Consider the following 24,003-nt stretch of genomic DNA (forward strand, 5'->3'; position numbering starts at 1 on the left):
GGTGTCGAGCAACCTGGCCCGCTTCGACGCGATGCGCTACGGGCTGCGGGTCGGCGACGACGGCAGCCACAGCGCCGAGGAGGTGATGGCGTTGACGCGGGCTGCCGGTTTCGGGCCGGAGGTCAAGCGGCGCATCATGATCGGCACGTATGCGTTGTCGGCCGGCTACTACGACGCGTATTACAACCAGGCGCAGAAGGTGCGCACGCTGATCGCCCGCGACCTGGACGAGGCCTATCGCTCGGTGGACGTGGTGGTGTCGCCCGCGACCCCGACCACGGCGTTTCGGCTGGGGGAGAAGGTCGACGATCCGCTGGCGATGTATCTGTTCGACCTGTGCACGCTGCCGCTGAATCTGGCGGGGCACTGCGGCATGTCGGTGCCGGCCGGTCTGTCGCCGGACGACGACCTGCCCGTCGGGCTGCAGATCATGGCGCCGGCGCTGGCTGACGACCGGCTCTACCGGGTCGGCGCCGCCTACGAGGCGGCCCGCGGGCCGCTGCCCTCGGCGCCCACCGTCTAGTGAGCCGTCGCGGCTAATCGCGCCATAACCCCGCCGTCCCAGGCAAGATGAAACCATGCGGATCGGAGTGCTCACCGGAGGCGGCGACTGCCCCGGACTCAACGCGGTCATCCGGGCGGTGGTGCGAACCTGCGACGCGCGGTACGGCTCGTCGGTGGTCGGATTCCAGGACGGCTGGCGCGGATTGCTGGAGAACCGCCGCGTCCAGCTGCAGAACGACGATCGCAACGACCGTCTGCTGGCCAAGGGCGGAACCATGCTGGGCACCGCCCGCGTGCATCCCGACAAACTGCGGGCCGGGCTGAACCAGATCAAGCAGACCCTGGACGACAACGGAATCGACGTCCTGATCCCCATCGGCGGGGAGGGCACGCTGACGGCCGCGCACTGGCTCTCGGAGGAGAATGTGCCCGTGGTCGGTGTCCCCAAGACCATCGACAACGACATCGATTGCACCGACGTGACTTTCGGCCATGACACCGCGCTGACCGTGGCCACCGACGCCATCGACCGGCTGCACAGCACCGCCGAATCGCACCAGCGGGTCATGCTGGTCGAGGTGATGGGCCGCCACGCCGGCTGGATCGCGCTGAACGCCGGTCTGGCGTCGGGCGCACACATGACCCTGATCCCCGAGCAGCCCTTCGACGTCGAAGAGGTCTGCCGGCTGGTGAAAAGGCGCTTCCAGCGCGGAGATTCGCACTTCATCTGCGTGGTTGCCGAGGGCGCCAAGCCCATTCCCGGTTCGATTGCGTTGCGAGAAGGCGGGATTGACGAATTCGGCCACGAGAAGTTCACCGGTGTGGCCGCCCAGCTCGGCGCCGAGGTGGAGAAGCGGATCAACAAGGACGTCCGGGTGACCGTGCTCGGTCACGTCCAGCGGGGCGGTACCCCGACGGCCTACGACCGGGTGTTGGCCACCCGGTTCGGGGTGAATGCGGCCGACGCCGCGCACGCCGGGGAATACGGCCAGATGGTGTCGCTGCGCGGGCAGGATATCGGCCGCGTTCCGTTGGCCGACGCGGTGCGTCAGCTCAAGCTGGTCCCCGATAGCCGCTACGACGACGCCGCCGCGTTCTTCGGTTAGACGCGCCCACAGGGCGAACATTCGGTGGACCGCAGTGAACCGCGGCCTGAATTAGCCCGCTAACGATCCAGGTGGTTTGCGATCGCCGCATTTTGGTGGTTTCCGGAACGGTCCTCAGGGGTTATACCGGGGATATGAGCCACCGCGGTGCGATTCGCGGAGTCGTTCAGCAATCCGCGGCAGCGGGGGGACCACCGGTTCCGCCGAACCATAAGCCGGGCCCGCCCAGGCGCCGCGCCGGCGCCGACCCCGCGGCGGCCACCGTGCCGCAGGCCCGCGGACCGCATCGACACCCGGGCGGACCGCCACCGCCGCCACCACCGCGCCGGCCGGCCCGGCCGGCGGCGGCGCGCCCCGAGCCGATGCTGGGGGCGACGGCGCTGGACCGCTTCGACACGCAAGACACCGCCGCCAATCGGTTCGACTGGCGGCAGCTGCTGCACCGCGTGACCGGCATCGAGCTTGGCCCGGGCAAGAACACGGCGTACGAGAACGAGCTGCGGCGGCGCATCCGCGCAACCGTCGGCGGTGCCTTCCCGATCGCCGTGCTCAACCTCAAGGGCGGGGTCGGTAAGACCACGGTGGTGGAGGCGCTGGGGTCGACGTTCGCGGCGGTACGCGACGACCGGGTGCTCGCCCTCGACATCGACGCCGGCGACCTGTCGGAACGCCACGGCCGCCGCAACCCGCACAGCCTGGCCGACTTGTTGCACGGCAACCCGGCGCCGCACTACGAGGACATTCGCGCGCTGACGTACATGAACGGCTTCGGCCTGGAAGTGCTCGGGCTGCCGGACAGCGACTGGCGCCTGGAACGGCACGACATGCTGCGGGCTTTCTCGATGCTGCGAAACCAGTATTCGGTGGTGTTGGTCGACTGTGTGAAAACGCTCAATTCCGCTGTGATGGACGCTGTTCTGCCGGAATCGCGTGCCCTGGTGGTGGTGACCAGTCCCGCCATCGATGCGATACGCAAAACTCGGGCGACGCTGGATTGGTTGTGCCACAACGGCTATCAATCCCTGATGCAGTGGACGGTGCTGGCCGTCAACCATATCGAGCCGGCCAAGGTCGACGCCGTGGCCGTCACCGAACTCGACCGGCTGTCCGCCCGCGTCGGGGCCACGGTGGCGCTGCCGTTCGATCGGCACGTCCACGAGGGACGAAAGATCGCGCTGGACCGATTGAGCAAGGAGAGCCGGCGCAGCTATCTCGAGCTGGCTGCCGCGCTGGCCGAGATGTTCCCCGGCAGGGGAGGGGAGCGCGCTCGCGATCACCATTAGGTTGATCGGTGGTGACCCGCTTCGCCCGGCTCCGCCGCGCTCGCGATCACCATTAGGATCGAGCGCATGAGTGTTGCCGCCAGCGCCGATCTGATGGACTTCGACGACGTCATCGCCCGTTTCGATCCGGTACTCGGCCTCGAGGTGCACGTGGAGCTGTCCACCGTCACCAAGATGTTCTGCGGATGCACCACCGCGTTCGGCGCCGAACCCAACACCCAGGTGTGCCCGGTGTGCCTGGGCCTGCCCGGCTCGCTGCCCGTGCTCAACCAGGCCGCGGTCGAGTCGGCCATTCGCATCGGGCTGGCGCTGAACTGCGAGATCGTCCCGTGGTGCCGCTTCGCCCGGAAGAACTACTTCTACCCGGACCAGCCCAAGAACTACCAGATTTCGCAATACGACGAGCCGATCGCCATCAATGGCTACCTGGAGGCGCCGCTGGAGGACGGCACCACCTGGCGGGTCGAGATCGAGCGCGCGCACATGGAGGAAGACACCGGCAAGCTCACCCACATCGGCAGTGAGACGGGCCGCATCCACGGCGCGACCACGTCGCTGATCGACTACAACCGCGCCGGCGTGCCGCTGATCGAAATCGTCACCAAGCCTATCGAGGGCGCCGGAGCCCGGGCGCCGCAGATCGCCCGCGCCTACGTGACGGCGTTGCGAGACCTGTTGCGCGCCTTGGGCGTATCCGACGTCCGCATGGACCAGGGCTCCATGCGATGTGACTCCAATGTGTCGCTCAAACCCACCGGTGCGAGCGAGTTCGGCACCCGGACCGAGACCAAGAACGTCAACTCGCTCAAGAGCGTCGAGGTGGCGGTGCGCTACGAAATGCAGCGCCAGGCCGCGGTTCTGGCCTCGGGTGGTCGAATCATCCAGGAAACCCGGCACTTTCACGAGACCGGTGGCTACACGAGCCCGGGCCGCACCAAAGAAACGGCCGAGGACTACCGGTATTTCCCCGAGCCGGACCTCGAGCCCGTCGCGCCCAGCCGCGAACTGGTCGAGCGGCTGCGCGCGTCCATCCCCGAGCTGCCGTGGTTGAGCCGCAAGCGCATTCAGGACGAGTGGGGCATCTCCGACGAGGTGATGCGCGACCTGGTCAACGCCGGGGCGATCGAATTGGTCACCGCGACCATCGCGCACGGCGCCTCCAGCGAACAGGCCCGCGCCTGGTGGGGAAACTTCTTGATGCAGAAGGCCAACGAGGCCAACGTGGCGCTGGACGAGCTGGCCATAACGCCGGCCCAGGTCGCCGCCGTCGTGGCGCTGGTGGACGAGGGCAAGCTGTCCACCAAGCTGGCCCGTCAGGTCGTCGAGGGCGTGCTGGCCGGGGAGGGCGAGCCCGACGAGGTGATGACCGCGCGCGGTCTGGCCCTGGTGCGTGACGACTCGGTGACCCAGGCCGCCGTCGACGAGGCGTTGGCCGCCAATCCCGATGTGGCAGAAAAGATTCGCGGCGGCAAGGTGGCCGCGGCCGGCGCGATCGTCGGCGCGGTGATGAAGGCCACCCGCGGCCAGGCCGACGCCGCGCGGGTACGCGAATTGGTGTTGGCCGCCTGCGGCCAGGGCTGACCCCGGCCTAGCTGCGCGTCGAGCGTGTGATCCACGGCGCGACACGCCGATACGCCGTCGTAAACTGCACACTCGGCGGATCGAGAACCGGCCTAGCTCTTGTCGTCGCTGTTGCGCGGGAAACCGCCGCCCTGGGGGAAGAGCGGGAACACCACGTCGTCCAGCTTCTCGGCATCTCCGGCCGTCTTGTTGACCGTTGCGCCCCAGACGTTTCCATCCGGCGACATGCGCAGCGCCCAGGCGTGGGCGTGGGTGTCCTTGCGGACGACGTCGGGTTCACCGGTGACCGCGCCGGTGGCCGGCGCCAGCCGGACCGCGACCGTCAGCTTGGTGTTGATCAAGTTGACCAGCACGGTCCCGTCCATCGCGGCGCAGCCTGCCACGCCGGGTTTGTCCGGCCAGGTCCACACCGTGGACACATCGGACGTTTTGGTGATGCGCTGCAACCGATCTGCCGTCGGGGTGCGGTCGGCGACGTACAGCGAGCCGTCAACCGGGTCGGTGCACAGGCCGCCGCCGGCACCCACGCCGGACAGCGCCGTCGTCGGCGGCGCCTGGCCCACGGTGGTCGGCTGCTCGATCCGCAGCACCTTGCCGGCCAGCGACTTGGGGTCGGCGGCCAGCGCCGGATTGCCCGCGTCGCCGGTCATCACGACCAGCGTGGTGGGGCTGGTGAAGATCAACGCCCCGGTGTTTCCGGTGGCGCCCTTGGGGATCCCGGTCAGGATGTCCTTGGGGATGTCGCCGTCGGCCACGCGGATCACCCGGTTGTCGGTGGGCGTGCTGATGTAGGCGTACATCAGGCGGTCCTGGGTGTAGGTGGGCGACATCACGATGTCCATCAAGCCGCCGTCGCCGGACGAGTCGACCGGGATCACCGTCTTCACCTTCGGTTCGGCGTTGACCGAGATCTCCTTGACCGCGCCGGTGGTGCGCTCGGCGACCAGCGCGGTTTTGCTGTCCGGGCCCATGATCAGGCCACTGGTGCTCTCCAGGCAGCCCTGCATCACGCCGGGGGCGGGGCACGCCTTGGGGAACGGCGTGGGCGGCAGCGGCGGCGGCGGGGGAGGCGTCGAGCTGGGTTGCGGCTTGAGCTCGGGCGCGGTGGTGAACGGCTGCGATTGGGCGTCGTTGAAGCGCGCGCACCCGCTTGTCACCAGCACGAGGGCGCACAGCGCGGCGAACCCGCGCCGAACCGACCGCCCCGCTCGCCCTAGTCGCATGACCGTCAGGCTACGGACACTGTCGGCGGCGCCGCCACACACGTCCCTCGTGCCCGCCGCCGAAGGCCCGATCGGAGGCGGGCCGCGCGCCACCGTCGACCATGCGCGATCTCGCGTCACGGACCGCCGAAACGGGCCCGGAAGGCGATTTCGGGTCGATCCGGCCCGGTTTGACGGGCAAACCACCGATTGCCAGGCGAAAGCGCCGCTCAAATCCCCAATTCAGGACGGAATGCCCTTACCCTGACACCCGTGACCAGTCAACCGAATGACGCACATTGGCAACGCCCCGGCGAATCCCCGGAGCCGACCCCGGGACGCCCCGCCTCGGCGCGGCTGGTCGATCCCGAAGATGACCTGACGCCGGTCGGCTATCCCGGCGACTTCAACCCGTCCACCGGGACCACCACCGTCATCCCGTACGGCGCCGCCGCCGCCGCCGCGGTCGCCGGCTCCGGGGCCGGGGGCTACAACCTGCTAGAACAGCAGGAGCCCCTGCCCTACGTACAGCCGCATTCGGCGGCCCGGAACGCGGCTCCCGAGGCTGACCTCGCCGACGACGAACACCACGACCGGCTGCACGATGTCGGCCGGCGCGGAACGCAGCACCTCGGTTTGCTGCTGCTGCGCGTCGGGCTGGGCGTGGTGCTCGGCGCCCACGGGCTGCAGAAGCTGTTCGGCTGGTGGGGTGGCTCGGGCGTGACGGGCTTCAAGAACTCACTGTCCGATGTCGGCTACCAGCACGCGGACATCCTCGCCTACGTGAGCGCCGGCGGTGAGGTCGTGGCGGGTGTGCTGCTGGTACTGGGCTTGTTCACGCCGGTCGCCGCGGCGGGCGCGTTGGCGTTCTTGATCAACGGCCTGCTGGCCAGCGTCTCGGTGCGGCCGCATACCCGCAACTTCTCGTTCTTCCTGCCCGAGGGCCACGAATACCAGATCACCCTGATCGTGCTGGCCGTCGCGGTCGTGCTGTGCGGACCCGGCCGGTATGGCCTGGACGCGCGCCGCGGTTGGGCGCATCGGCCCTTCATCGGCTCCTTTGTCGCGCTGCTGGCCGGCATCGCCGCCGGTGTCGGGGTGTGGGTGGCGCTCAACGGCGTGAATCCGATCGGCTGACCAGCCACTGTCACTGGTAGGGGTTGGGGACCCGCCCGGCGCTGGCCTGCGTCAGCTGCGGCAGCGTGGAGAACGTGACCGCGGGCAACCGCAGCTCTTCGCCGCTCTTGAGGCGCGCGCGACCCCACGAACCGCGGTGGAAACGCAGCCCGTCGATCTCCTCCCAGGGCACCCGCCGGCTGCCCAGCAGCGTTCGGACGGTCACGCCCCGGTCGTCGGCGACGGTGCGTAGCCGGATGATCAACGCCGACAGCAGTATCGGCAGGATCAGCAGCGGCAACGACGGCGCCCAGAGCATCACCGGTATCAGCAACCCCAGCGTCAAGAACCCGACGGCCAGATGCGCGATCGGCGACACCTTGATCACGACGGGCGCCTGGGACGGGGTTTGGGGAGACGAGCCGCTAGCCACCCCACCATCATTTCACCCCGCGCGCGGGACCGGTTCCGGCCGCACTCACCCGGCGTAACGGCGGTCAACCCGCCTGGTGAGCGGGCACGGATTTGACTGCTGAGCTGTGCGAAGGCTACCGTCGGACGCTATGGATACCGCCGGAAAGCCCGGGATGCTCGTAGTAATTAGTCGGCGCGTTGGCGGCTGACTTGCGTTTGAGCATGTGAAGCAATCCAGCACCAACGCGCAACCCTCGTGCAGCAGATGAGCTGTCGGGGGTTTTTTGTTGCCCCAGCGAGATTCCCGGAAATGAATAAGGACGAAAACGACAGTGAGCGCTCCCATCAGGCAGCACCCCGCCGCGACACCGGACGCTGCCGACATCGCCACGGACGCGGCCAAGCCCGCCGCGAAGTCTGCGGCCGGTAAGCCGAAACGCATTGGGCCCGAACAACTTACCGGCGCCCAATCGGTGATTCGTTCGCTGGAGGAACTCGGCGTAGAGGTCATCTTCGGCATTCCCGGCGGCGCGGTGCTGCCCGTCTATGACCCGCTGTTCGACTCGCAGAAGCTGCGCCACGTGCTGGTCCGTCACGAGCAGGGCGCCGGCCACGCCGCCAGCGGCTACGCCCACGCCACCGGCAAGGTCGGTGTCTGCATGGCGACCTCGGGCCCCGGCGCGACCAACCTGGTGACCCCGCTGGCCGACGCCCAGATGGACTCGATTCCCGTGGTGGCCGTGACCGGCCAGGTCGGACGCTCGCTGATCGGCACCGACGCCTTCCAGGAAGCCGACATCTCGGGCATCACGATGCCGATCACCAAGCACAACTTCCTGGTCCGCTCGGGTAACGAGATCCCGCAGGTGCTGGCCGAGGCGTTCCACATCGCCTCCTCGGGGCGTCCCGGAGCGGTGCTGGTCGACATCCCCAAGGACGTGCTGCAGGGCCAGTGCACGTTCAGCTGGCCGCCCCGCCTGGACTTGCCCGGCTACAAGCCGAACACCAAACCGCACAGCCGGCAGATCCGGGAGGCCGCCAAACTGATCGCGGCCTCCCGCAAGCCGGTGCTCTACGTCGGCGGCGGGGTCATCCGCGGTGACGCGACCGAGCAGCTGCGCGAGCTGGCCGAGCTGACCGGCATCCCCGTGGTGACCACGCTGATGGCGCGCGGCGCGTTCCCCGACAGCCACAAGCAGCACATGGGCATGCCCGGCATGCACGGCACCGTCGCCGCGGTGGCCGCCCTGCAGCGCAGCGACCTGCTGATCGCGCTGGGGACCCGCTTCGATGACCGGGTGACCGGGAAGCTGGACACCTTCGCCCCGGAAGCCAAGGTCATTCACGCCGACATCGACCCCGCCGAGATCGGCAAGAACCGCCACGCCGACGTGCCGATCGTGGGCGACGTCAAGGCCGTCATCATCGAGCTGCTCGAGTTGCTGCGCCACGACGGGATCCCCGGCAAGCTCGACATGACGGAGTGGTGGGCCTACCTCAACGAGGTCCAGTCCACCTATCCGCTGAGCTACGGGCCGCAGAGTGACGGCAGCCTCGGCCCGGAATACGTCATCGAAAAGCTCGGCCAGATCGCCGGTCCCGACGCCATGTACGTCGCCGGCGTGGGCCAGCACCAGATGTGGGCGGCCCAGTTCATCTCCTACGAGAAGCCGCGCACCTGGCTGAACTCGGGCGGGTTGGGCACCATGGGTTTCGCCATCCCGGCGGCCATGGGGGCCAAGATGGCGCGCCCCGAGGCCGAGGTGTGGGCCATCGACGGCGACGGCTGTTTCCAGATGACCAACCAGGAGCTGGCCACCTGCGCGATCGAAGGCGTGCCGATCAAGGTGGCGCTGATCAACAACGGCAACCTGGGCATGGTGCGCCAGTGGCAGACGCTGTTCTACGAGGAGCGCTACTCGCAGACCGATCTGGCGACGCATTCGCATCGGATCCCGGACTTCGTGAAGCTGGCCGAGGCGCTGGGTTGCGTCGGATTGCGTTGCGAGCGTGAGGAAGACGTGGAAGACGTGATTAACCAGGCGCGTGCGATCAACGACCGCCCGGTGGTGATCGACTTCATCGTCGGCGCCGACGCGCAGGTGTGGCCGATGGTGGCCGCCGGTACCAGCAACGACGAGATTCAGGCGGCCCGCGGCATCCGTCCGCTCTTCGACGACGAGAGCGAAGGGCACGCCTGATGCAAACGCATACCCTCTCGGTGCTGGTCGAGGACAAACCCGGTGTGCTCGCCCGCGTGGCGGCGCTGTTCAGCCGGCGCGGCTTCAACATCGAATCGCTGGCGGTCGGTGCCACCGAGCAAAAGGACATGTCGCGGATGACGATCGTGGTCTCCGCCGAGGAGACCCCGCTCGAGCAGATCACCAAGCAGCTCAACAAGCTGATCAACGTCATCAAGATCGTCGAGCTCGATGACGACAACTCGGTGTCGCGGGAATTGGCGTTGATCAAGGTCCGCGCCGACGCGGGCACCCGCAGTCAGGTCATCGAGGCGGTGAACCTGTTCCGCGCCAAGGTGATCGACGTTTCCACCGAGGCGTTGACGATCGAGGCGACGGGCGACCGCGGCAAGATCGAGGCGCTGCTGCGGATCCTGGAACCTTTCGGGATTCGCGAAATCGTCCAATCGGGAGTGGTGGCGCTGTCTCGCGGTCCACGCGGAATCGGCACGGCCAAGTAACACACAAGGAGATATTCAACAGTGGCATTAGAAATGTTCTACGACGACGATGCGGACCTGACGATCATCCAGGGTCGCAAGGTCGGTGTCATCGGATACGGCAGCCAAGGACACGCGCACTCGCTGAGCCTGCGCGACTCCGGCGTGCAGGTGAAGGTGGGCCTGAAGGAGGGGTCGAAGTCGCGGGCCAAGGTCGAAGAGCAGGGCCTGGACGTGGACACCCCCGCCGAGGTCGCCAAGTGGGCCGACGTGATCATGCTGCTGGCGCCCGACACCGCGCAGGCCGACATCTTCAAGAACGACATCGAACCCAACCTCCAGGATGGGGACGCGTTGTTCTTCGGCCACGGCCTCAACATCCACTTCGACCTGATCAAGCCGCCGGCCAACGTCACCATCGCCATGGTGGCACCGAAGGGCCCGGGGCACCTGGTGCGCCGCCAGTTCGTCGACGGCAAGGGTGTGCCCGCGCTGATCGCCGTCGACCAGGACCCGAACGGCGACGGCGAGGCGCTGGCCCTGTCCTATGCCAAGGCCATCGGCGGCACCCGCGCCGGCGTCATCAAGACCACCTTCAAGGACGAGACCGAGACGGACCTGTTCGGTGAGCAGGCCGTGTTGTGCGGTGGCACAGAGGAATTGGTGAAGACCGGTTTCGACGTGATGGTCGAGGCGGGCTACCCGCCGGAGATGGCCTACTTCGAGGTGCTGCACGAGCTCAAGCTGATCGTCGACCTGATGTACGAGGGCGGCATCGCGCGGATGAACTACTCGGTGTCCGACACCGCGGAGTTCGGCGGCTACCTGTCCGGTCCGCGCGTGATCGACGCCGGCACCAAGGAGCGGATGCGCGAGATCCTGCGCGACATCCAAAGCGGCGAGTTCACCAAGAAGTTGGTCGCCAACGTCGAGGGTGGCAACAAGCAGCTCGAGCAGTTGCGCAAGGAGAACGCCGAGCACCCCATCGAGGTCACCGGCAAGAAGCTGCGCGACCTGATGAGCTGGGTCGACCGGCCGATCACCGAGACCGCCTAGCGCTTTCGCGCCGACCTGGGACCGCCGCCCGCGAAACTTAAACTACGGCGACCGTTTACGGCGTGTCGTGTGCGTGGTTTAAGTGTCGCGGAGCCGGTCGGCGATCGTCACCACCCGAATGGCCAGATGCTCGAGGGCCGTGTCGGTGACCTCGCCGATGTTCTCGATGTTGTCGTGGGTGGTGACCAGGCTCGCCCCGTAGGGATTGCCGTCGACGAACTTCGACGGGTCGGTGTAGCCCGGGGGCACGATGATGCCGCCGAAATGCATCAGCGTGATGTACAGCGAGAGCAGGGTGGATTCCTGACCGCCGTGCACGGTGTTCGATGAGGTGAAGCCCGCGTACACCTTGTCGGCGAGTTTGCCCTGCGCCCACAGCCCGCCCAGCGAGTCGAGGAACGCGCGCAATTGCGCTGCCGGAGAGCCGAAGCGGGTCGGTGAACCGAAGATCACCGCGTCGGCCCAGACGATGTCGTCGCCGGTGGCGGCCGGAAGGTCTTTGGTGGCCTCGTAATTGGCCGTCCAGGCCGGGTTGTGGGCGAAGGATTCGGAATCCTGCGTTTCGGCGACGTGTCGCAGGCGGACCTCGGCCCCCGCCTTCTCGGCCGCGGCGGCAACGCGCTGCGCCATCGTGGTGCCATGGCCGGTGGCCGAGTAGTAGATGATCGCGAGTTTCGTCACGGCGTCATCGTAGGCCGCAGATCCGGCATCGTGTCGATCCCGAATTCCCGGTGCAACAACGTGCGCGCCGCGTAGTAGCCGGCCATGCCGTGCACACCGCCGCCCGGCGGAGTGGCCGCGGAACACAGATAGACCTTGGGAACCGGTGTGCGCCACGGGTTTAACCGCGGCGTGGGCCCGGCGATCGCCCGCCAGGCCGAGTTGCCGCCCACCCCGATGTCGCCGCCGACGTAGTTCGCGTTGTGCTCGCACAACCGCGCGGCCGGCACCGCGCGCGGCCACCACCACGTCACGGAAGCCGGGGGCGAAGCGCTCGACGACCGCGGTCACCGCTTCGGTCGCGTCGACGGTGGACCCCGACGGCACGTGGGCATAGGTCCAAAACGGGCGGCGGCCGGTGGCGTCGATGCGGCCGGGGTCGGCGACGTGCGGCGACGCCGCCAGCACCATGGGCCACTGCGCGTGCCGGCCGGCGGCGATGTCGGCCTCGGCGCGCGCCATCTGGGCTCGGCTGCCGCCGAGGTGCAGCGTCGGGGCCTGCCGCAGCCGCTCGTCCGACCACGGGATCTCGTCGCTCAGCACGAAGTCCACCTTTGCGACGCCGGGGCCAAACGTGTAGCGCCGCAACGCTTTCGCGTAGCGAGCGGGCAGGGCGTCACCGTAGATCCGCAGCAGCGCGGTCGGCGCGGTGTCGAAGGCCACGACCCCGTCAGGCGGTTCGGTGACCTCCGTGCCCGCCGTCAGCTCGCCACCGTGTGCGCGCAGGTCGGCGATCAGGGCGTCGGTGATCACCTGACTGCCGCCCACCGGAATCGGCCAGCCGACCGAATGCGCCAGGGTGGCCAGCATCATCCCGGCGCCGGCCGCGGTCAGCGACGGCATCCGCGAAATGATATGGGCGGCAACGCCGGTGAACAGTGCGCGGGCGTCCTCGCCGGCCAACGTCCCCCACGCCGGGGTCCCCTGGGCCAGCATCCGCAGGCCCAGCCGCAGCGCCGAGGGCAGCGAGTTCGGGATGGACCGTTTGTCGCCCAGCAGCAGGGCCACCACGTCGTCGGAACGCTCGACCAGCGGACCCAGCAGCCGCCTGAAGGACGCACCGTGCTCGAGCTCGGCGCAGGTGCGGTCCAGGTCGCGGTAGGCGATGGCCGCCGGACGCCCGGGCAGCGGGTTGGCGTAGGAGATATCCGGCACCGTCAGGCGCACGCCGCGCGCGCGCAAATCGAATTCGGCGAAGAACGGCGACGCCAACGCGAGCGGGTGCACCGCCGAGCAGATGTCGTGCAAGACTCCCGCAGAATCTGGGTCGGGTGCGGTGCGCGCGCCCCCGCCAAATGTCGGCTGAGCTTCGACGACCTGCACTTTCAGACCGGCCCGGGCGCAGATTACGGCAGCGGTCAGCCCATTGGGTCCGCTGCCGACGATGGTGACGTCCACGCGTCAATTACAGCCGATAGGCTGGCCGGGTGAATCTGCCTGTTGTACTCATTGCCGACAAACTCGCCGAATCAACCGTCGCCGCCCTCGGTGACCAGGTCGAGGTGCGCTGGGTAGACGGCCCCGACCGGGAGAAGCTGCTGGCGGCCGTGCCGGAGGCCGATGCGCTGCTGGTGCGTTCGGCCACCACGGTCGACGCCGAGGTGCTGGCGGCGGCGCCCAAGCTGAAGATCGTCGCCCGCGCCGGGGTGGGTCTGGACAACGTCGACGTCGACGCCGCCACCGAGCGCGGTGTGCTGGTGGTGAACGCGCCGACGTCGAACATCCACAGCGCCGCCGAGCACGCGCTGGCGCTGTTGCTGTCGGCGGCCCGCCAGGTGCCGGCCGCCGACGCCTCACTGCGCGAGCACGCCTGGAAGCGGTCGTCGTTCTCGGGCACCGAGATCTTCGGCAAGACGGTCGGCGTGGTGGGCCTGGGCCGGATCGGGCAGTTGGTCGCCCAGCGGCTCAGCGCCTTCGGGACTCACCTGATCGCCTACGACCCCTACGTGTCGCCGGCCCGGGCCGCGCAGCTGGGCATCGAACTGTTGACGCTGGACGAGCTGCTGGGCCGCGCCGACTTCATCTCGGTGCACCTGCCGAAGACACCCGAGACCGCGGGCCTGATCGACAAGGACGCGCTGGCCAAGACCAAGCCGGGCGTCATCATCGTCAACGCGGCCCGCGGTGGTCTGGTCGACGAGGCGGCGCTGGCCGACGCGGTGCGCAGCGGCCACGTCCGCGCGGCCGGCATCGACGTCTTCTCCAAGGAACCCTGCACCGACAGCCCGCTGTTCGAGCTGCCGCAGGTGGTGGTCACGCCGCATCTGGGGGCATCGACCGAAGAGGCGCAGGACCGGGCCGGCACCGACGTCGCGGCGAGCGTGAAGCTCGCTCTGGCCGGGGAATTCGTCCCCGACGCGGTCAACGTCGGCGGCGGGGTGGTCAACGAGGAGGTGGCGCCCTGGCTGGACCTGGTGCGCAAGCTCGGGTTGCTGGCCGCCACGCTTTCCGACGGCCCGCCGGTCTCCTTGTCCGTGCAGGTGCGCGGCGAGCTCGCCTCCGAAGACGTTGAGGTGCTTAAGCTTTCGGCCCTACGCGGGTTGTTCTCGGCCGTCGTCGAGGGACCGGTGACCTTCGTCAACGCACCGGCGCTGGCCGAAGAACGCGGCATCACCGCCGAGATCGGCACGGCCTCGGAGAGCCCAAACCACCGCAGCGTGGTCGACGTGCGCGCGGTCGCGCCCGACGGCACCGCCGTCAACGTCGCGGGCACCCTGTCGGGCCCGCAGCTGGTCGAGAAGATCGTGCAGATCAACGGCCGCAACTTCGATCTGCGTGCCCGCGGTATCAACCTGGTGATCAACTATGTCGACCAGCCCGGCGCGCTGGGCAAGATCGGCACCCTGCTCGGTTCGGCCGGGGTGAACATCGAGGCCGCGCAACTCTCCGAGGACGCCGAGGGCCCGAGTGCGACGATCCTGCTGCGTCTGGACCGTGACGTGCCGGGCGACGTGCGGGCCGAAATCGGCGCGGCCGTGGGCGCCAACAAGCTTGAGGTGGTTGATCTTTCGTGAAGCGCGCCAGCGACGATGCAGAGCTTAGCGATGAGGAGCGGCGCCGATGAAGCTTGCCATCATCGAAGGTGACGGCATCGGCCCGGAGGTAGTGGCCGAGGCCGTCAAGGTCCTCGACGCGGTGCTGCCCGGGGTGGACAAGACGAGCTACGACCTGGGCGCGCGCCGATACCACGCCACCGGCGAGCTACTGCCGGACTCCGTCGTCGACGAGCTGCGCGGGCATGACGCCATCCTGCTCGGGGCCATCGGTGACCCATCGGTGCCCAGCGGCGTGCTGGAGCGAGGCTTGTTGCTGCGCCTGCGTTTCGAGCTCGACCATCACATCAACCTGCGCCCGGGCCGGCTCTATCCGGGCGTGAACAGCCCGTTGGCCGGCAACCCCGAGATCGACTTCGTGGTGGTGCGCGAGGGAACCGAAGGGCCCTACACCGGCACCGGCGGCGCCATCCGCGTCGGAACGCCCAACGAAGTCGCCACCGAGGTAAGCCAGAACACGGCATTCGGTGTGCGCCGCGTGGTGGCCGATGCGTTCGAACGGGCGCAGCGGCGCCGAAAGCATTTGACGCTGGTGCACAAAACCAACGTGCTGACCTTCGCCGGCAAGCTGTGGTCGCGCATCGTGGCCGAGGTGGGCCAGGACTATCCCGACGTCGAAGTGGCCTACCAACACATCGACGCCGCGACCATCTTCATGGTCACCGACCCCGGTCGCTTCGACGTGATCGTCACCGACAACCTGTTCGGCGACATCATCACCGACCTGTCGGCAGCGGTGTGCGGCGGAATTGGCTTGGCCGCCAGTGGAAATATCGACGGCACCCGAACCAACCCGTCGATGTTCGAGCCCGTCCATGGCAGCGCGCCGGACATCGCCGGCCAGGGCATCGCCGATCCGACCGCCGCCATCATGTCGGTGGCGCTGCTGCTGGCCCACCTCGGCGAGGACGCCGCGGCTAAGCGGGTGGACCGGGCCGTCGAGCAATATCTGGCAACGCGTGGGAACGAACGGCGCGCCACCACCGAAGTCGGCGAACGGATTGCCGCCGGGCTTTAGTCTCCAACCCGGGCGGCAGCAATCGCGTGGGCACCAAAGGCATTGCCGCCAGGGGGAACAGCGCGCACAGCACCCATGCCGGCGGATACTTCGCGGCCGAGATCAAGGCACCGAACAGCGGGGGACCGGCGGCCGCCATCATCCGCTGGGTGGTGTTCTGGATGCCCAGGGCCCGACCGCTCCAGTACGGCCCGGCGAATTCGGTGATGGCGGTGGCTTCCAGCCCGTTGTCGAGCACCGCGATCACCGAGATGGCGACCATCAGCACCGACTGCCACCGGGTGTTCATGTAATCGGCCCACGCCAGCAGCAGCAGGGTCAGCACGGCGGCGGCCGCGATGTAGCGCACCGGCCGCATGCGCGAGCCCAGCCGATCCGACCAGCGGCCCACGGCCACCCGGCCGGCCGCGCCGAGCAGCTGCGACAGGGTGACCAACGCGCCGGCGGCCGCGACCGACCAGTGCAGATTTCGGATCAGCCACACCAGCATGAACGTCACGGTGACCGTCTGCGGCATCATCATCAGCCCCGCCACCGCGTGAATTCGCCACAGCGTCAACGATCCTCGGTATGGGCTGGCCAGTTCCTGATCGCTCGCGCTGGCGCGGGGCTTGCGCGGCGGGTCGACGATGCCGACCACGCTCACGATCGCCCCGAGCGCGCACGCCAGCGCGGTGAACCGCAGGCCGGCCTGCGGCCCGTGTTCGGCGAGCTCGGGAATTATCATCGCGCCCAAGGCGATTCCCAGGGGTTGGGCGGTCTGGCGGATGCCCATGGCCAGCCCGCGCTGATGTGGCGGGAACCACGCGGACACCAGCCGCCCGCCGGCCGTGTTGCAGCTGGCCGCGGCCATGCCGCCGAGAAACAGATAGACGGCGATCAGCACCATCGAATGCGCCGACGCGGCGGCGTAGGCCGCTATCGCGGTAAGGGCCGAGCCGGTGGCCATCACCACCCGTTCGCCGACCCGGTCCAGCACGTACCCCCAGAGCACCAGCGTGACCACCATGCCCCAGCTGGGCATCGAGGCCAGCAGGCCCGCCTCGTCGAGCCGGATCCCGCGCGCGCCTTGCAGCGACGGGATGAGGAACGCGACGCCGTTGATGAAGAGGAACGAACTCGCCGTCGCCAGCAGCGAAACGATCATGATCGACCAGCGCGCGGCCGTGCCGATTTCGGGCGTCGCGGCGGGCTCGGTCTGCATTCCCCATGCTTGCATACCGGCGGGAATTTTAGGGGTAGGACTTGTGCCGTTGCTCGCCATTGGTGGCCAAGTTGCGGGCCCGATGGTGACGGCTCCTCCTCGGGCCGTCCCGGCCCGCATCGTCGCCAGATTGGGCTCGATCGTGACGGCCCGCCGCGCCCGGCTTCGCCGCGCTCGCGACCCTCACTGGGCCGGATTGTCTGGCTCCTCCTCGGGCCGTCCCGGCCCACATCGTCGCCAGACTAGGCTCAACCGAATGCGCCTTGGTCGAATCGCCAGCCCGGACGGTGTCGCCTTCGTCAGTATCGAAGGCGATCTCAACGACCCCGCCGAGATGATCGCGCGGGAGATCGCCGAACATCCATTCGGCACGCCCAACTTCACCGGCCGGTCATGGCCGCTGGCCGACGTGCGGCTGCTCGCCCCGATACTGGCCAGCAAGGTGGTGTGCATCGGAAAGAACTACACCGATCACATCGCCGAGATGAAGGAGATGACCGGCCCCGCCCCGGTGGACCCGGTGATCTTCCTCAAGCCCAACACCGCGATCATCGGGCCCAACGTGCCGATTCGGTTGCCCGCCAACGCTTCACCGGTGCACTTCGAGGGCGAGCTGGCGGTGGTGATCGGCCGGCCCTGCAAGGACGTCTCGGCCGCCCAGGCCGCGGAGAACATCCTCGGCTACACCATCGGCAACGACGTGTCGGCGCGCGATCAACAAAAATCCGACGGCCAGTGGACCCGGGCCAAGGGGCATGACACCTTCTGCCCGGTCGGCCCCTGGATCGTCACCGACCTCAAACCGCTCGACCCGGGCGATCTGGAATTGCGTACCGAGGTCAACGGCGAGGTCAAGCAGCACAGCCGCACCTCGCTGCTGATCCACGACATCGGCTCCATCGTCGAGTGGATCTCGGCCGTGATGACCCTGCTGCCCGGGGACATCATCCTCACCGGGACGCCGGCCGGTGTCGGCCCCATCGAGGACGGTGACACCGTCTCGATCACCATCGAGGGTATCGGCACCCTCACCAATCCCGTGGTCCGCAAAGGAAAATCGTGACTGCACCCGCACAAGCGCACCCGGTCCGGGTCCGATTCTGTCCCTCGCCCACCGGCACCCCGCACGTCGGCATGGTCCGCACGGCGCTGTTCAACTGGGCCTACGCCCGACACACCGGGGGCACCTTCGTCTTTCGCATCGAGGACACCGACGCGCAGCGCGACAGCGAGGAAAGCTATCTGGCGCTGCTCGACGCGCTGCGCTGGCTGGGCCTGGATTGGGACGAGGGGCCCGAGGTGGGCGGACCCTACGGCCCTTACCGACAATCGCTGCGCCGTGAGATCTATCACGATGTGGTGGCCAAGCTGCTCGAAACGGGCGAAGCCTACTACGCCTTTTCCACGCCGGAGGAGGTCGAGGCGCGCCATGTCGCCGCGGGCCGTAATCCCAAGCTGGGCTACGACAATTTCGACCGCCAGCTGACCGATTCCCAGCGCGCCGCGTTCCTGGCGGAGGGCCGCAAGCCGGTGGTCCGGTTGCGGATGCCCGATCAGGATTTCAGCTGGGACGACCTGGTGCGCGGGACCACCACCTTCGCGGCCGGCACCCTGCCCGACTTCGCGTTGACCCGCGCCAACGGAGAACCGTTGTACACCTTGGTGAACCCGGTCGACGACGCGCTGATGAAGATCACCCACGTGCTGCGCGGTGAGGATCTGCTGCCGTCGACCCCGCGGCAGCTGGCGCTGTATCAGGCGCTGATCCGGATCGGTGTGGCCGAGCGCACACCGCAGTTCGCCCACCTGCCAACGGTATTGGGGGAGGGAACGAAAAAACTCTCCAAGCGCGACCCGCAGTCCAACCTGTTCGCCCACCGCGACCGGGGCTTCATCCCCGAAGGCCTGCTCAACTATCTCGCCTTGCTCGGCTGGGCCATCGCCGACGACCACGACGTGTTCAGCCTCGAGGAGATGGTCGCCGCCTTCGATGTGGTCAACGTCAACTCCAATCCCGCCCGCTTCGACCAGAAGAAGGCCGACGCGCTCAACGCCGAGCACATTCGGCTGCTCACGGTCGACGACTTCACCGCCAGGCTGCGCGCCTATCTCGACACTCACGGTCATCGCCTCGGACTGGACGACGCCGCCTTCGCCACCGCCGCCGAGTTGGTGCAGACCCGGATCGTGGTGCTCGGCGACGCCTGGGACCTGCTGAGGTTCCTGAACGACGACGAGTACGCGATCGACCCCAAGGCGGCCGCCAAAGAACTCGGACCCGACGGCGCCGCGGTGCTGGACGCGGCGCTGGCCGCCCTGGACGGCGTGGCGGACTGGACGGCGCCGGAGCTCGAAGCCGCGCTCAAGGCAGCCCTCATCGACGGACTGGGGCTCAAACCGCGCAAGGCGTTTGGTCCGATCCGGGTGGGGGCCACCGGGACGACGATCAGCCCGCCGTTGTTCGAGTCACTGGAGCTGCTTGGCCGCGACCGCAGCCTGGCGCGGCTGCGGGCGGCGCGTGAGACGGCCGGGCGGGACCCCGGCTGAGCGAGGACGACCGCGCGTGCGCAGTGCCCGGCCAGACTTTGGTAGTCTGCACTGCGGTTTACGAAAGCCGACGACGGCTGGCGGCGGCGGACTACACAGAGCTCATGAACGTCCGCAATCGACGCTGACCAGCGGTTTTAGGCGGCCAATGGGGTATGGTGTAATTGGCAACACAGCTGATTCTGGTTCAGCCATTCTAGGTTCGAGTCCTGGTACCCCAGCAAAACTCACTCCGCCTCAAGCGATTAGGTGGGCTTAGCGGCGTGAGCTATGCTGACTGCTCGGATCGTTTCTGGCCCCGTCGTCTAGCGGCCTAGGACGCCGCCCTCTCACGGCGGTAGCGTGGGTTCGAATCCCATCGGGGCTACAAATATCGCAGCTACTGGTCGGTCCCCAAGACCGCCGGTGCTGTCGATCCACCCACCGGCATGGCCGGCAATCCGAGTTTGCGGTGATCCCACGAGCGTGCCCGCCGGGCCACGATGCGAACGCAGACCCGCTTGTTCATCATCTGCTCCACGAACGGCTTCATGTCGTCGGTGTAGGGACCGGTGTAGCGCTCCCAGACGCTGACGCCCACGCGGTGTGAGACGTCGGGATCGTCGACGATCTCGGCGACGCCCTCGAAGGACACCCCGCGCAGTGTGTCGTAGGTGTGGCCGTCCTCGATCAGAAAGCTCACCCGCGGGTCGCGCTTGAGGTTGACGGCCTTTTGCGACTTGACCTTGGTCTCCAGCCAGATCTCGCCGTCGACGACGGCGTACCACATGGCGGTCAGGTGGGGCTGGCCGTCGGCGCCGATGGTGGCCAGGGTGCCGGTGCGGCTGTTGACGACGAAATCGGCGATCTCGTCTTCGGACATGACGATGCTCGCGCGCTGATTGGTTCCCATGGCGGTCAGTCTGTCAGGCCGGGCGCCATCCACTGTGCGCTGGTGGCTCAGAGGCGACGGGTGAGCGCCTCGGCGGCGGACAGCAGATCGGCGGCCCAGCGGGCCCCCGGGCGCCGGCCGATCCGGTCGATGGGCCCCGACACCGAAATGGCCGCGACGACAGCACCGCGGCTGTCACGCACCGGCGCCGACACACTCGCCACCCCGGGCTCGCGCTCGGCCACGCTCTGGGCCCAGCCGCGCCGGCGCACTTCGGCCAGCGTGCGTTCGGTGAATTTCGCCGTCGCGAGCACCGCTTTCTGGGTGGCCGCGTCGCTATGGGCCAGTAGCACTTTCGCCCCCGACCCGGCCGTCATCGGCAGTCGCGCCCCGATCGGAACCGTATCGCGAAGGCCGGCAGCGGGTTCCAGCGCGGCCACGCACACCCGGTCGGTGCCCTCGCGGCGGTACAGCTGCACGCTTTCGCCCGTGGTCTCGCGCAACAGCGGCAGCACCGCGTTGCTGGCTGCCAGCAGCGGATCGTTGACATGGGCCGCGAGTTCGGTGACGGCCGGCCCGAGCAGCCAGCGTCCTTCGTCGTCGCGCGCCAGCAGGCGGTGGACTTCAAGGGCGGCCGCCAGCCGGTATGCCGTGGCGCGGGGCAACGAGGTGCGCTCACACAGTTCGGCCAACCCACAGGGTGATTGAGAGACCGTGTGCAGCAGACCCACGGCTTTGTCCAGGACGCCGATACCGCTATGCTGTCTCATAAGAAGATACTAGCGTCTCGCATTCTGAGATCCCAGCCCGGATGATCGGCGAGGCCGCTACTCGAGGCGAATTGAGGCGAGTCCGATATGGGAACCGATCAAGGGGCGGCGGCGGCCGCCACCAAACCGCGCACTCTGGCCGAAAAAGTCTGGGAAGACCACGTTGTGGTGTCCGGTGGTTCCAGCGAGCCCGACTTGATCTACATCGATCTGCACCTGGTGCACGAAGTCACCAGCCCGCAGGCCTTCGACGGCCTGCGCCTGGCCGGCCGGCCGGTCCGCCGTCCCGATTTGACGCTGGCGACCGAGGATCACAACGTCCCGACCATCGATATCGACAAGCCGATTGCCGACCCGGTGTCGCGCACCCAGGTCGAGACATTGCGGCGAAATTGTGCCGAATTCGGTGTGCGGCTATATCCCATGGGCAATGTCGAGCAGGGCATCGTGCATGTGGTCGGGCCGCAGCTGGGCCTCACCCAGCCGGGAATGACGATCGTCTGTGGGGACAGTCACACGTCGACCCACGGCGCATTCGGCGCACTGGCCATGGGAATTGGCACCTCGGAGGTCGAGCATGTGCTGGCCACCCAGACGTTGCCGCTGCGGCCGTTCAAGACGATGGCGGTCAATGTCGATGGGCAGCTGCCCGCCGGCGTAACGGCCAAGGACATCATTCTGGCCCTGATCGCCAAGATCGGTACCGGCGGTGGACAGGGGCACGTCATCGAATATCGCGGCAGCGCCATCGAATCGCTGTCGATGGAGGGCCGGATGACCGTCTGCAATATGAGCATCGAAGCCGGTGCCCGGGCGGGAATGGTGGCTCCGGACAACACCACATTCGATTTCCTGCGTGACCGTCCGCACGCGCCGCAAGGTGCGCAATGGGATGCGGCGATGCGCTATTGGGAGCAGCTGCACACCGACCCCGGCGCGGAATTCGACACCGAGGTCTACCTCGACGCCGCGTCGCTGAGCCCGTTCGTGACGTGGGGGACGAACCCCGGCCAGGGCGTGCCGCTGGCCGATGCGGTGCCGGATCCCGAGCTGATGACCGACGACGGGCAGCGCCAGGCGGCCGAGAAAGCGTTGGCATACATGGACCTTCGACCCGGCACGCCGATGCGTGACATCGCCGTCGACACGGTGTTCGTGGGCTCTTGTACCAACGGTCGTATCGAAGACTTGCGCGTCGTCGCCGACGTGTTGCGCGGTCGCAAGGTCGCGCCCGGGGTGCGGATGCTCGTCGTGCCGGGCTCGATGCGGGTGCGCGCTCAGGCCGAAGCCGAAGGGCTGGGCGAGGTTTTCACCGCCGCGGGCGCCGAATGGCGCCAAGCGGGCTGCTCGATGTGCCTGGGGATGAATCCCGACCAGCTTGCGCCGGGGGAGCGGTGCGCGGCGACGTCCAACCGCAACTTCGAAGGGCGCCAGGGTAAAGGCGGCCGCACGCATTTGGTGTCGCCGGCCGTTGCGGCCGCGACGGCGGTTCGCGGCACATTGTCCGCTCCAGCCGATTTGAGCTGACGTATCCGACTGCGAAGGGATTGAGCATGGAAGCTTTTCACACCCACACCGGTATCGGTGTGCCGCTGCGGCGCTCCAATGTCGACACGGATCAGATCATTCCGGCGGTGTATTTGAAGCGCGTCACCCGAACCGGTTTCGAGGACGGCTTGTTCGCCAGCTGGCGGTCGGATCCGTCATTCGTGCTAAACCTCAGCCCCTTTGACCGGGGGTCAGTGCTAGTGGCCGGACCCGATTTCGGGACGGGCTCCTCACGCGAGCATGCGGTGTGGGCGCTGATGGACTATGGGTTCCGGGTGGTCATCTCGTCTCGATTCGGTGACATTTTCCGGGGCAATGCCGGCAAGGCCGGGCTGCTGGCGGCCGAAGTTTCCCAGGACGGGGTGGAGCTGCTCTGGAAGCTCATCGAGGGAAGCCCGGGCTTGGAAATCACTGTCAATCTTCAAGATCGAAATATCACCGCGGGAACGACGGTGCTGCCGTTCAAGATTGACGACCACACCGCTTGGCGATTGCTCGAGGGGCTCGACGATATAGCCCTTACGCTGCGGAAACTCGACGATATCGAGTCATTCGAGAAGGCTTACCCGGAGTGGAAACCGCGCACTGTGCCCACCTCCTGAACGGTCGGCCGCGGCCGATTTTCTGCTTGATCGGCTAACTAAACCGAGCCGATTTTTACGGCCGCCACCGGTCAAGGGCGGCAACCGGATTGCGAAAACGGCGGACGCCTTGCCGTGAAATTGCGCGTGGCTCTTGGAAATTTGCTGGGTGAGGGTTTACCGTGTCCACTAGTCGGTTCAAATCGAGGACCACTAGTGTCGGAGGGATTGATGAACAAGGCAGAGCTCATTGATGTGCTCACAACTAAATTGAACACGGACCGTCGACAGGCGACCGCCGCGGTCGAGAACGTTGTCGACACCATTGTGCGTGCGGTACACAAGGGCGACAGCGTCACCATCACCGGGTTCGGCGTTTTCGAACAGCGGCGCCGCGCAGCGCGGGTTGCCCGCAACCCGCGGACCGGTGAGACGGTGAAGGTTAAGCCGACGTCCGTCCCGGCGTTCCGCCCCGGTGCCCAATTCAAAGCGGTTGTGTCTGGCGCACAGCGCCTCCCGTCGGACGGCCCGGCCGTCAAGCGCGGTGTGGTAGCCGGTGGTGGCGCGGCCAAGAAGACCGCCGCGAAGAAGGCTCCGGCCAAGAAGGCTGCGGCCAAGAAGGCTCCGGCCAAGAAGACCGCGGCCAAGAAGGCTCCGGCCCGCAAGGCCGCAACCAAGGCCCCGGCCAAGAAGGCCGCGACCAAGGCCCCGGCCAAGAAGGCCGCGACCAAGGCCCCGGCCAAGAAGGC

Annotated in this window: 21 protein-coding genes, 2 tRNA genes and 1 pseudogene; 17 read left to right on the top strand and 7 right to left on the bottom strand. The window is 67.8% G+C overall.

What is annotated here, in order from left to right; genetic code table 11:
• The 4 genes from A9W96_RS12055 to gatB all read left to right on the top strand — a co-directional run.
• Positions 1 to 523, top strand: a 523-nt coding sequence (locus tag A9W96_RS12055) for an amidase family protein (protein ID WP_255362957.1), incomplete at its 5' end; no start/stop codon positions are given.
• A 55-nt stretch (positions 524 to 578) separates the two neighbouring features.
• A complete protein-coding gene (locus A9W96_RS12060) occupies positions 579 to 1,610 on the top strand; it encodes an ATP-dependent 6-phosphofructokinase (protein WP_066862084.1) in 1,032 nt (343 codons plus the stop codon).
• 362 nt (positions 1,611 to 1,972) lie between these two features.
• Positions 1,973 to 2,893, top strand: a complete 921-nt coding sequence (locus A9W96_RS12065) for a MinD/ParA family protein (protein WP_067140011.1) — start codon at positions 1,973 to 1,975, stop codon at positions 2,891 to 2,893.
• A gap of 66 nt (positions 2,894 to 2,959) precedes the next feature.
• A complete protein-coding gene (gene gatB, locus A9W96_RS12070; protein ID WP_066880294.1) occupies positions 2,960 to 4,474 on the top strand; it encodes an Asp-tRNA(Asn)/Glu-tRNA(Gln) amidotransferase subunit GatB in 1,515 nt (504 codons plus the stop codon).
• Between the two features lie 92 nt (positions 4,475 to 4,566).
• On the opposite strand, the gene A9W96_RS12075 is transcribed toward gatB, so the two are convergent.
• Positions 4,567 to 5,697 (bottom strand): sorbosone dehydrogenase family protein, encoded by a 1,131-nt coding sequence (locus A9W96_RS12075; protein WP_066862268.1) that lies wholly within the window; start codon positions 5,695 to 5,697, stop codon positions 4,567 to 4,569.
• 252 nt (positions 5,698 to 5,949) lie between these two features.
• Here A9W96_RS12075 and A9W96_RS12080 point away from each other — a divergent pair, with 252 nt between their 5' ends.
• Positions 5,950 to 6,813, top strand: coding sequence for a DoxX family protein (locus tag A9W96_RS12080; RefSeq protein WP_067140014.1), 864 nt, complete (start codon positions 5,950 to 5,952; stop codon positions 6,811 to 6,813).
• Positions 6,814 to 6,823: 10 nt separating this feature from the next.
• Here A9W96_RS12080 and A9W96_RS12085 read toward each other — a convergent pair whose 3' ends face one another.
• Complete coding sequence (locus A9W96_RS12085) at positions 6,824 to 7,180, bottom strand: PH domain-containing protein (protein WP_066880292.1); 357 nt, start codon at positions 7,178 to 7,180, stop codon at positions 6,824 to 6,826.
• Positions 7,181 to 7,538: 358 nt separating this feature from the next.
• Between A9W96_RS12085 and A9W96_RS12090 the strand changes: the two genes are divergently transcribed.
• From A9W96_RS12090 to ilvC, 3 genes are read left to right on the top strand one after another with little or no spacing between them, the layout of a single operon-like run.
• Complete coding sequence (locus A9W96_RS12090) at positions 7,539 to 9,407, top strand: acetolactate synthase large subunit (RefSeq protein ID WP_067140018.1); 1,869 nt, start codon at positions 7,539 to 7,541, stop codon at positions 9,405 to 9,407.
• Positions 9,407 to 9,907, top strand: a complete 501-nt coding sequence (gene ilvN / locus A9W96_RS12095) for an acetolactate synthase small subunit (protein WP_066862065.1) — start codon at positions 9,407 to 9,409, stop codon at positions 9,905 to 9,907. The genes A9W96_RS12090 and ilvN overlap by 1 nt, the downstream gene beginning before the upstream one ends.
• 33 nt (positions 9,908 to 9,940) lie before the next feature.
• On the top strand, positions 9,941 to 10,942 hold the full coding sequence (ilvC, locus tag A9W96_RS12100; protein ID WP_156752997.1) for a ketol-acid reductoisomerase: 1,002 nt from the start codon (positions 9,941 to 9,943) through the stop codon (positions 10,940 to 10,942).
• Positions 10,943 to 11,020: 78 nt separating this feature from the next.
• Here ilvC and wrbA read toward each other — a convergent pair whose 3' ends face one another.
• Both wrbA and A9W96_RS12110 read right to left on the bottom strand, forming a co-directional pair.
• Complete coding sequence (wrbA, locus tag A9W96_RS12105) at positions 11,021 to 11,623, bottom strand: NAD(P)H:quinone oxidoreductase (protein WP_067140021.1); 603 nt, start codon at positions 11,621 to 11,623, stop codon at positions 11,021 to 11,023.
• Positions 11,620 to 13,060 (bottom strand): annotated as a pseudogene (locus A9W96_RS12110) (phytoene desaturase family protein). The gene wrbA and the pseudogene A9W96_RS12110 overlap by 4 nt, the downstream one beginning before the upstream one ends.
• Before the next feature lie 29 nt (positions 13,061 to 13,089).
• On the opposite strand from A9W96_RS12110, the gene serA reads away from it, so the two are divergent.
• Both serA and A9W96_RS12120 read left to right on the top strand, forming a co-directional pair.
• Positions 13,090 to 14,676: a phosphoglycerate dehydrogenase gene (gene serA, locus A9W96_RS12115; protein ID WP_066862054.1), complete on the top strand. Its 1,587-nt coding sequence runs from the start codon at positions 13,090 to 13,092 to the stop codon at positions 14,674 to 14,676.
• 46 nt (positions 14,677 to 14,722) lie between these two features.
• A complete protein-coding gene (locus tag A9W96_RS12120; protein ID WP_067140024.1) occupies positions 14,723 to 15,733 on the top strand; it encodes a 3-isopropylmalate dehydrogenase in 1,011 nt (336 codons plus the stop codon).
• Here the strand turns inward: A9W96_RS12120 and A9W96_RS12125 are convergent.
• On the bottom strand, positions 15,633 to 16,937 hold the full coding sequence (locus tag A9W96_RS12125; protein WP_067140027.1) for an MFS transporter: 1,305 nt from the start codon (positions 16,935 to 16,937) through the stop codon (positions 15,633 to 15,635). The genes A9W96_RS12120 and A9W96_RS12125 overlap by 101 nt on opposite strands.
• A gap of 256 nt (positions 16,938 to 17,193) precedes the next feature.
• Here A9W96_RS12125 and A9W96_RS12130 point away from each other — a divergent pair, with 256 nt between their 5' ends.
• From A9W96_RS12130 to A9W96_RS12145, 4 genes are all read left to right on the top strand, one after another.
• Complete coding sequence (locus A9W96_RS12130; protein ID WP_066862046.1) at positions 17,194 to 18,000, top strand: fumarylacetoacetate hydrolase family protein; 807 nt, start codon at positions 17,194 to 17,196, stop codon at positions 17,998 to 18,000.
• The gene (gene gltX / locus A9W96_RS12135; protein WP_082972197.1) at positions 17,997 to 19,484 is read left to right on the top strand and encodes a glutamate--tRNA ligase; all 1,488 of its coding nucleotides are present in this window, start codon (positions 17,997 to 17,999) and stop codon (positions 19,482 to 19,484) included. Before A9W96_RS12130 ends, gltX begins: the two co-directional genes overlap by 4 nt.
• A gap of 149 nt (positions 19,485 to 19,633) precedes the next feature.
• Positions 19,634 to 19,705: transfer RNA gene (locus A9W96_RS12140), tRNA-Gln, on the top strand.
• A gap of 73 nt (positions 19,706 to 19,778) precedes the next feature.
• Positions 19,779 to 19,851 (top strand) — tRNA-Glu (locus tag A9W96_RS12145).
• Positions 19,852 to 19,863: 12 nt separating this feature from the next.
• On the opposite strand, the gene A9W96_RS12150 is transcribed toward A9W96_RS12145, so the two are convergent.
• Both A9W96_RS12150 and A9W96_RS12155 read right to left on the bottom strand, forming a co-directional pair.
• Complete coding sequence (locus A9W96_RS12150; RefSeq protein ID WP_066862042.1) at positions 19,864 to 20,376, bottom strand: pyridoxamine 5'-phosphate oxidase family protein; 513 nt, start codon at positions 20,374 to 20,376, stop codon at positions 19,864 to 19,866.
• Positions 20,377 to 20,423: 47 nt separating this feature from the next.
• Positions 20,424 to 21,125, bottom strand: coding sequence for an IclR family transcriptional regulator (locus A9W96_RS12155; protein WP_066862039.1), 702 nt, complete (start codon positions 21,123 to 21,125; stop codon positions 20,424 to 20,426).
• Positions 21,126 to 21,212: 87 nt separating this feature from the next.
• Between A9W96_RS12155 and leuC the strand changes: the two genes are divergently transcribed.
• The 3 genes from leuC to A9W96_RS12170 all read left to right on the top strand — a co-directional run.
• Complete coding sequence (gene leuC / locus A9W96_RS12160; RefSeq protein ID WP_066862036.1) at positions 21,213 to 22,652, top strand: 3-isopropylmalate dehydratase large subunit; 1,440 nt, start codon at positions 21,213 to 21,215, stop codon at positions 22,650 to 22,652.
• Positions 22,653 to 22,678: 26 nt separating this feature from the next.
• The gene (leuD, locus tag A9W96_RS12165) at positions 22,679 to 23,275 is read left to right on the top strand and encodes a 3-isopropylmalate dehydratase small subunit (RefSeq protein WP_066862033.1); all 597 of its coding nucleotides are present in this window, start codon (positions 22,679 to 22,681) and stop codon (positions 23,273 to 23,275) included.
• 210 nt (positions 23,276 to 23,485) lie between these two features.
• Positions 23,486 to 24,003, top strand: a 518-nt coding sequence (locus tag A9W96_RS12170; RefSeq protein ID WP_197499494.1) for an HU family DNA-binding protein, incomplete at its 3' end; no start/stop codon positions are given.

This window comes from Mycobacterium sp. 1245852.3, from assembly GCF_001669335.1.
Classification (GTDB): domain Bacteria; phylum Actinomycetota; class Actinomycetes; order Mycobacteriales; family Mycobacteriaceae; genus Mycobacterium; species Mycobacterium europaeum_A.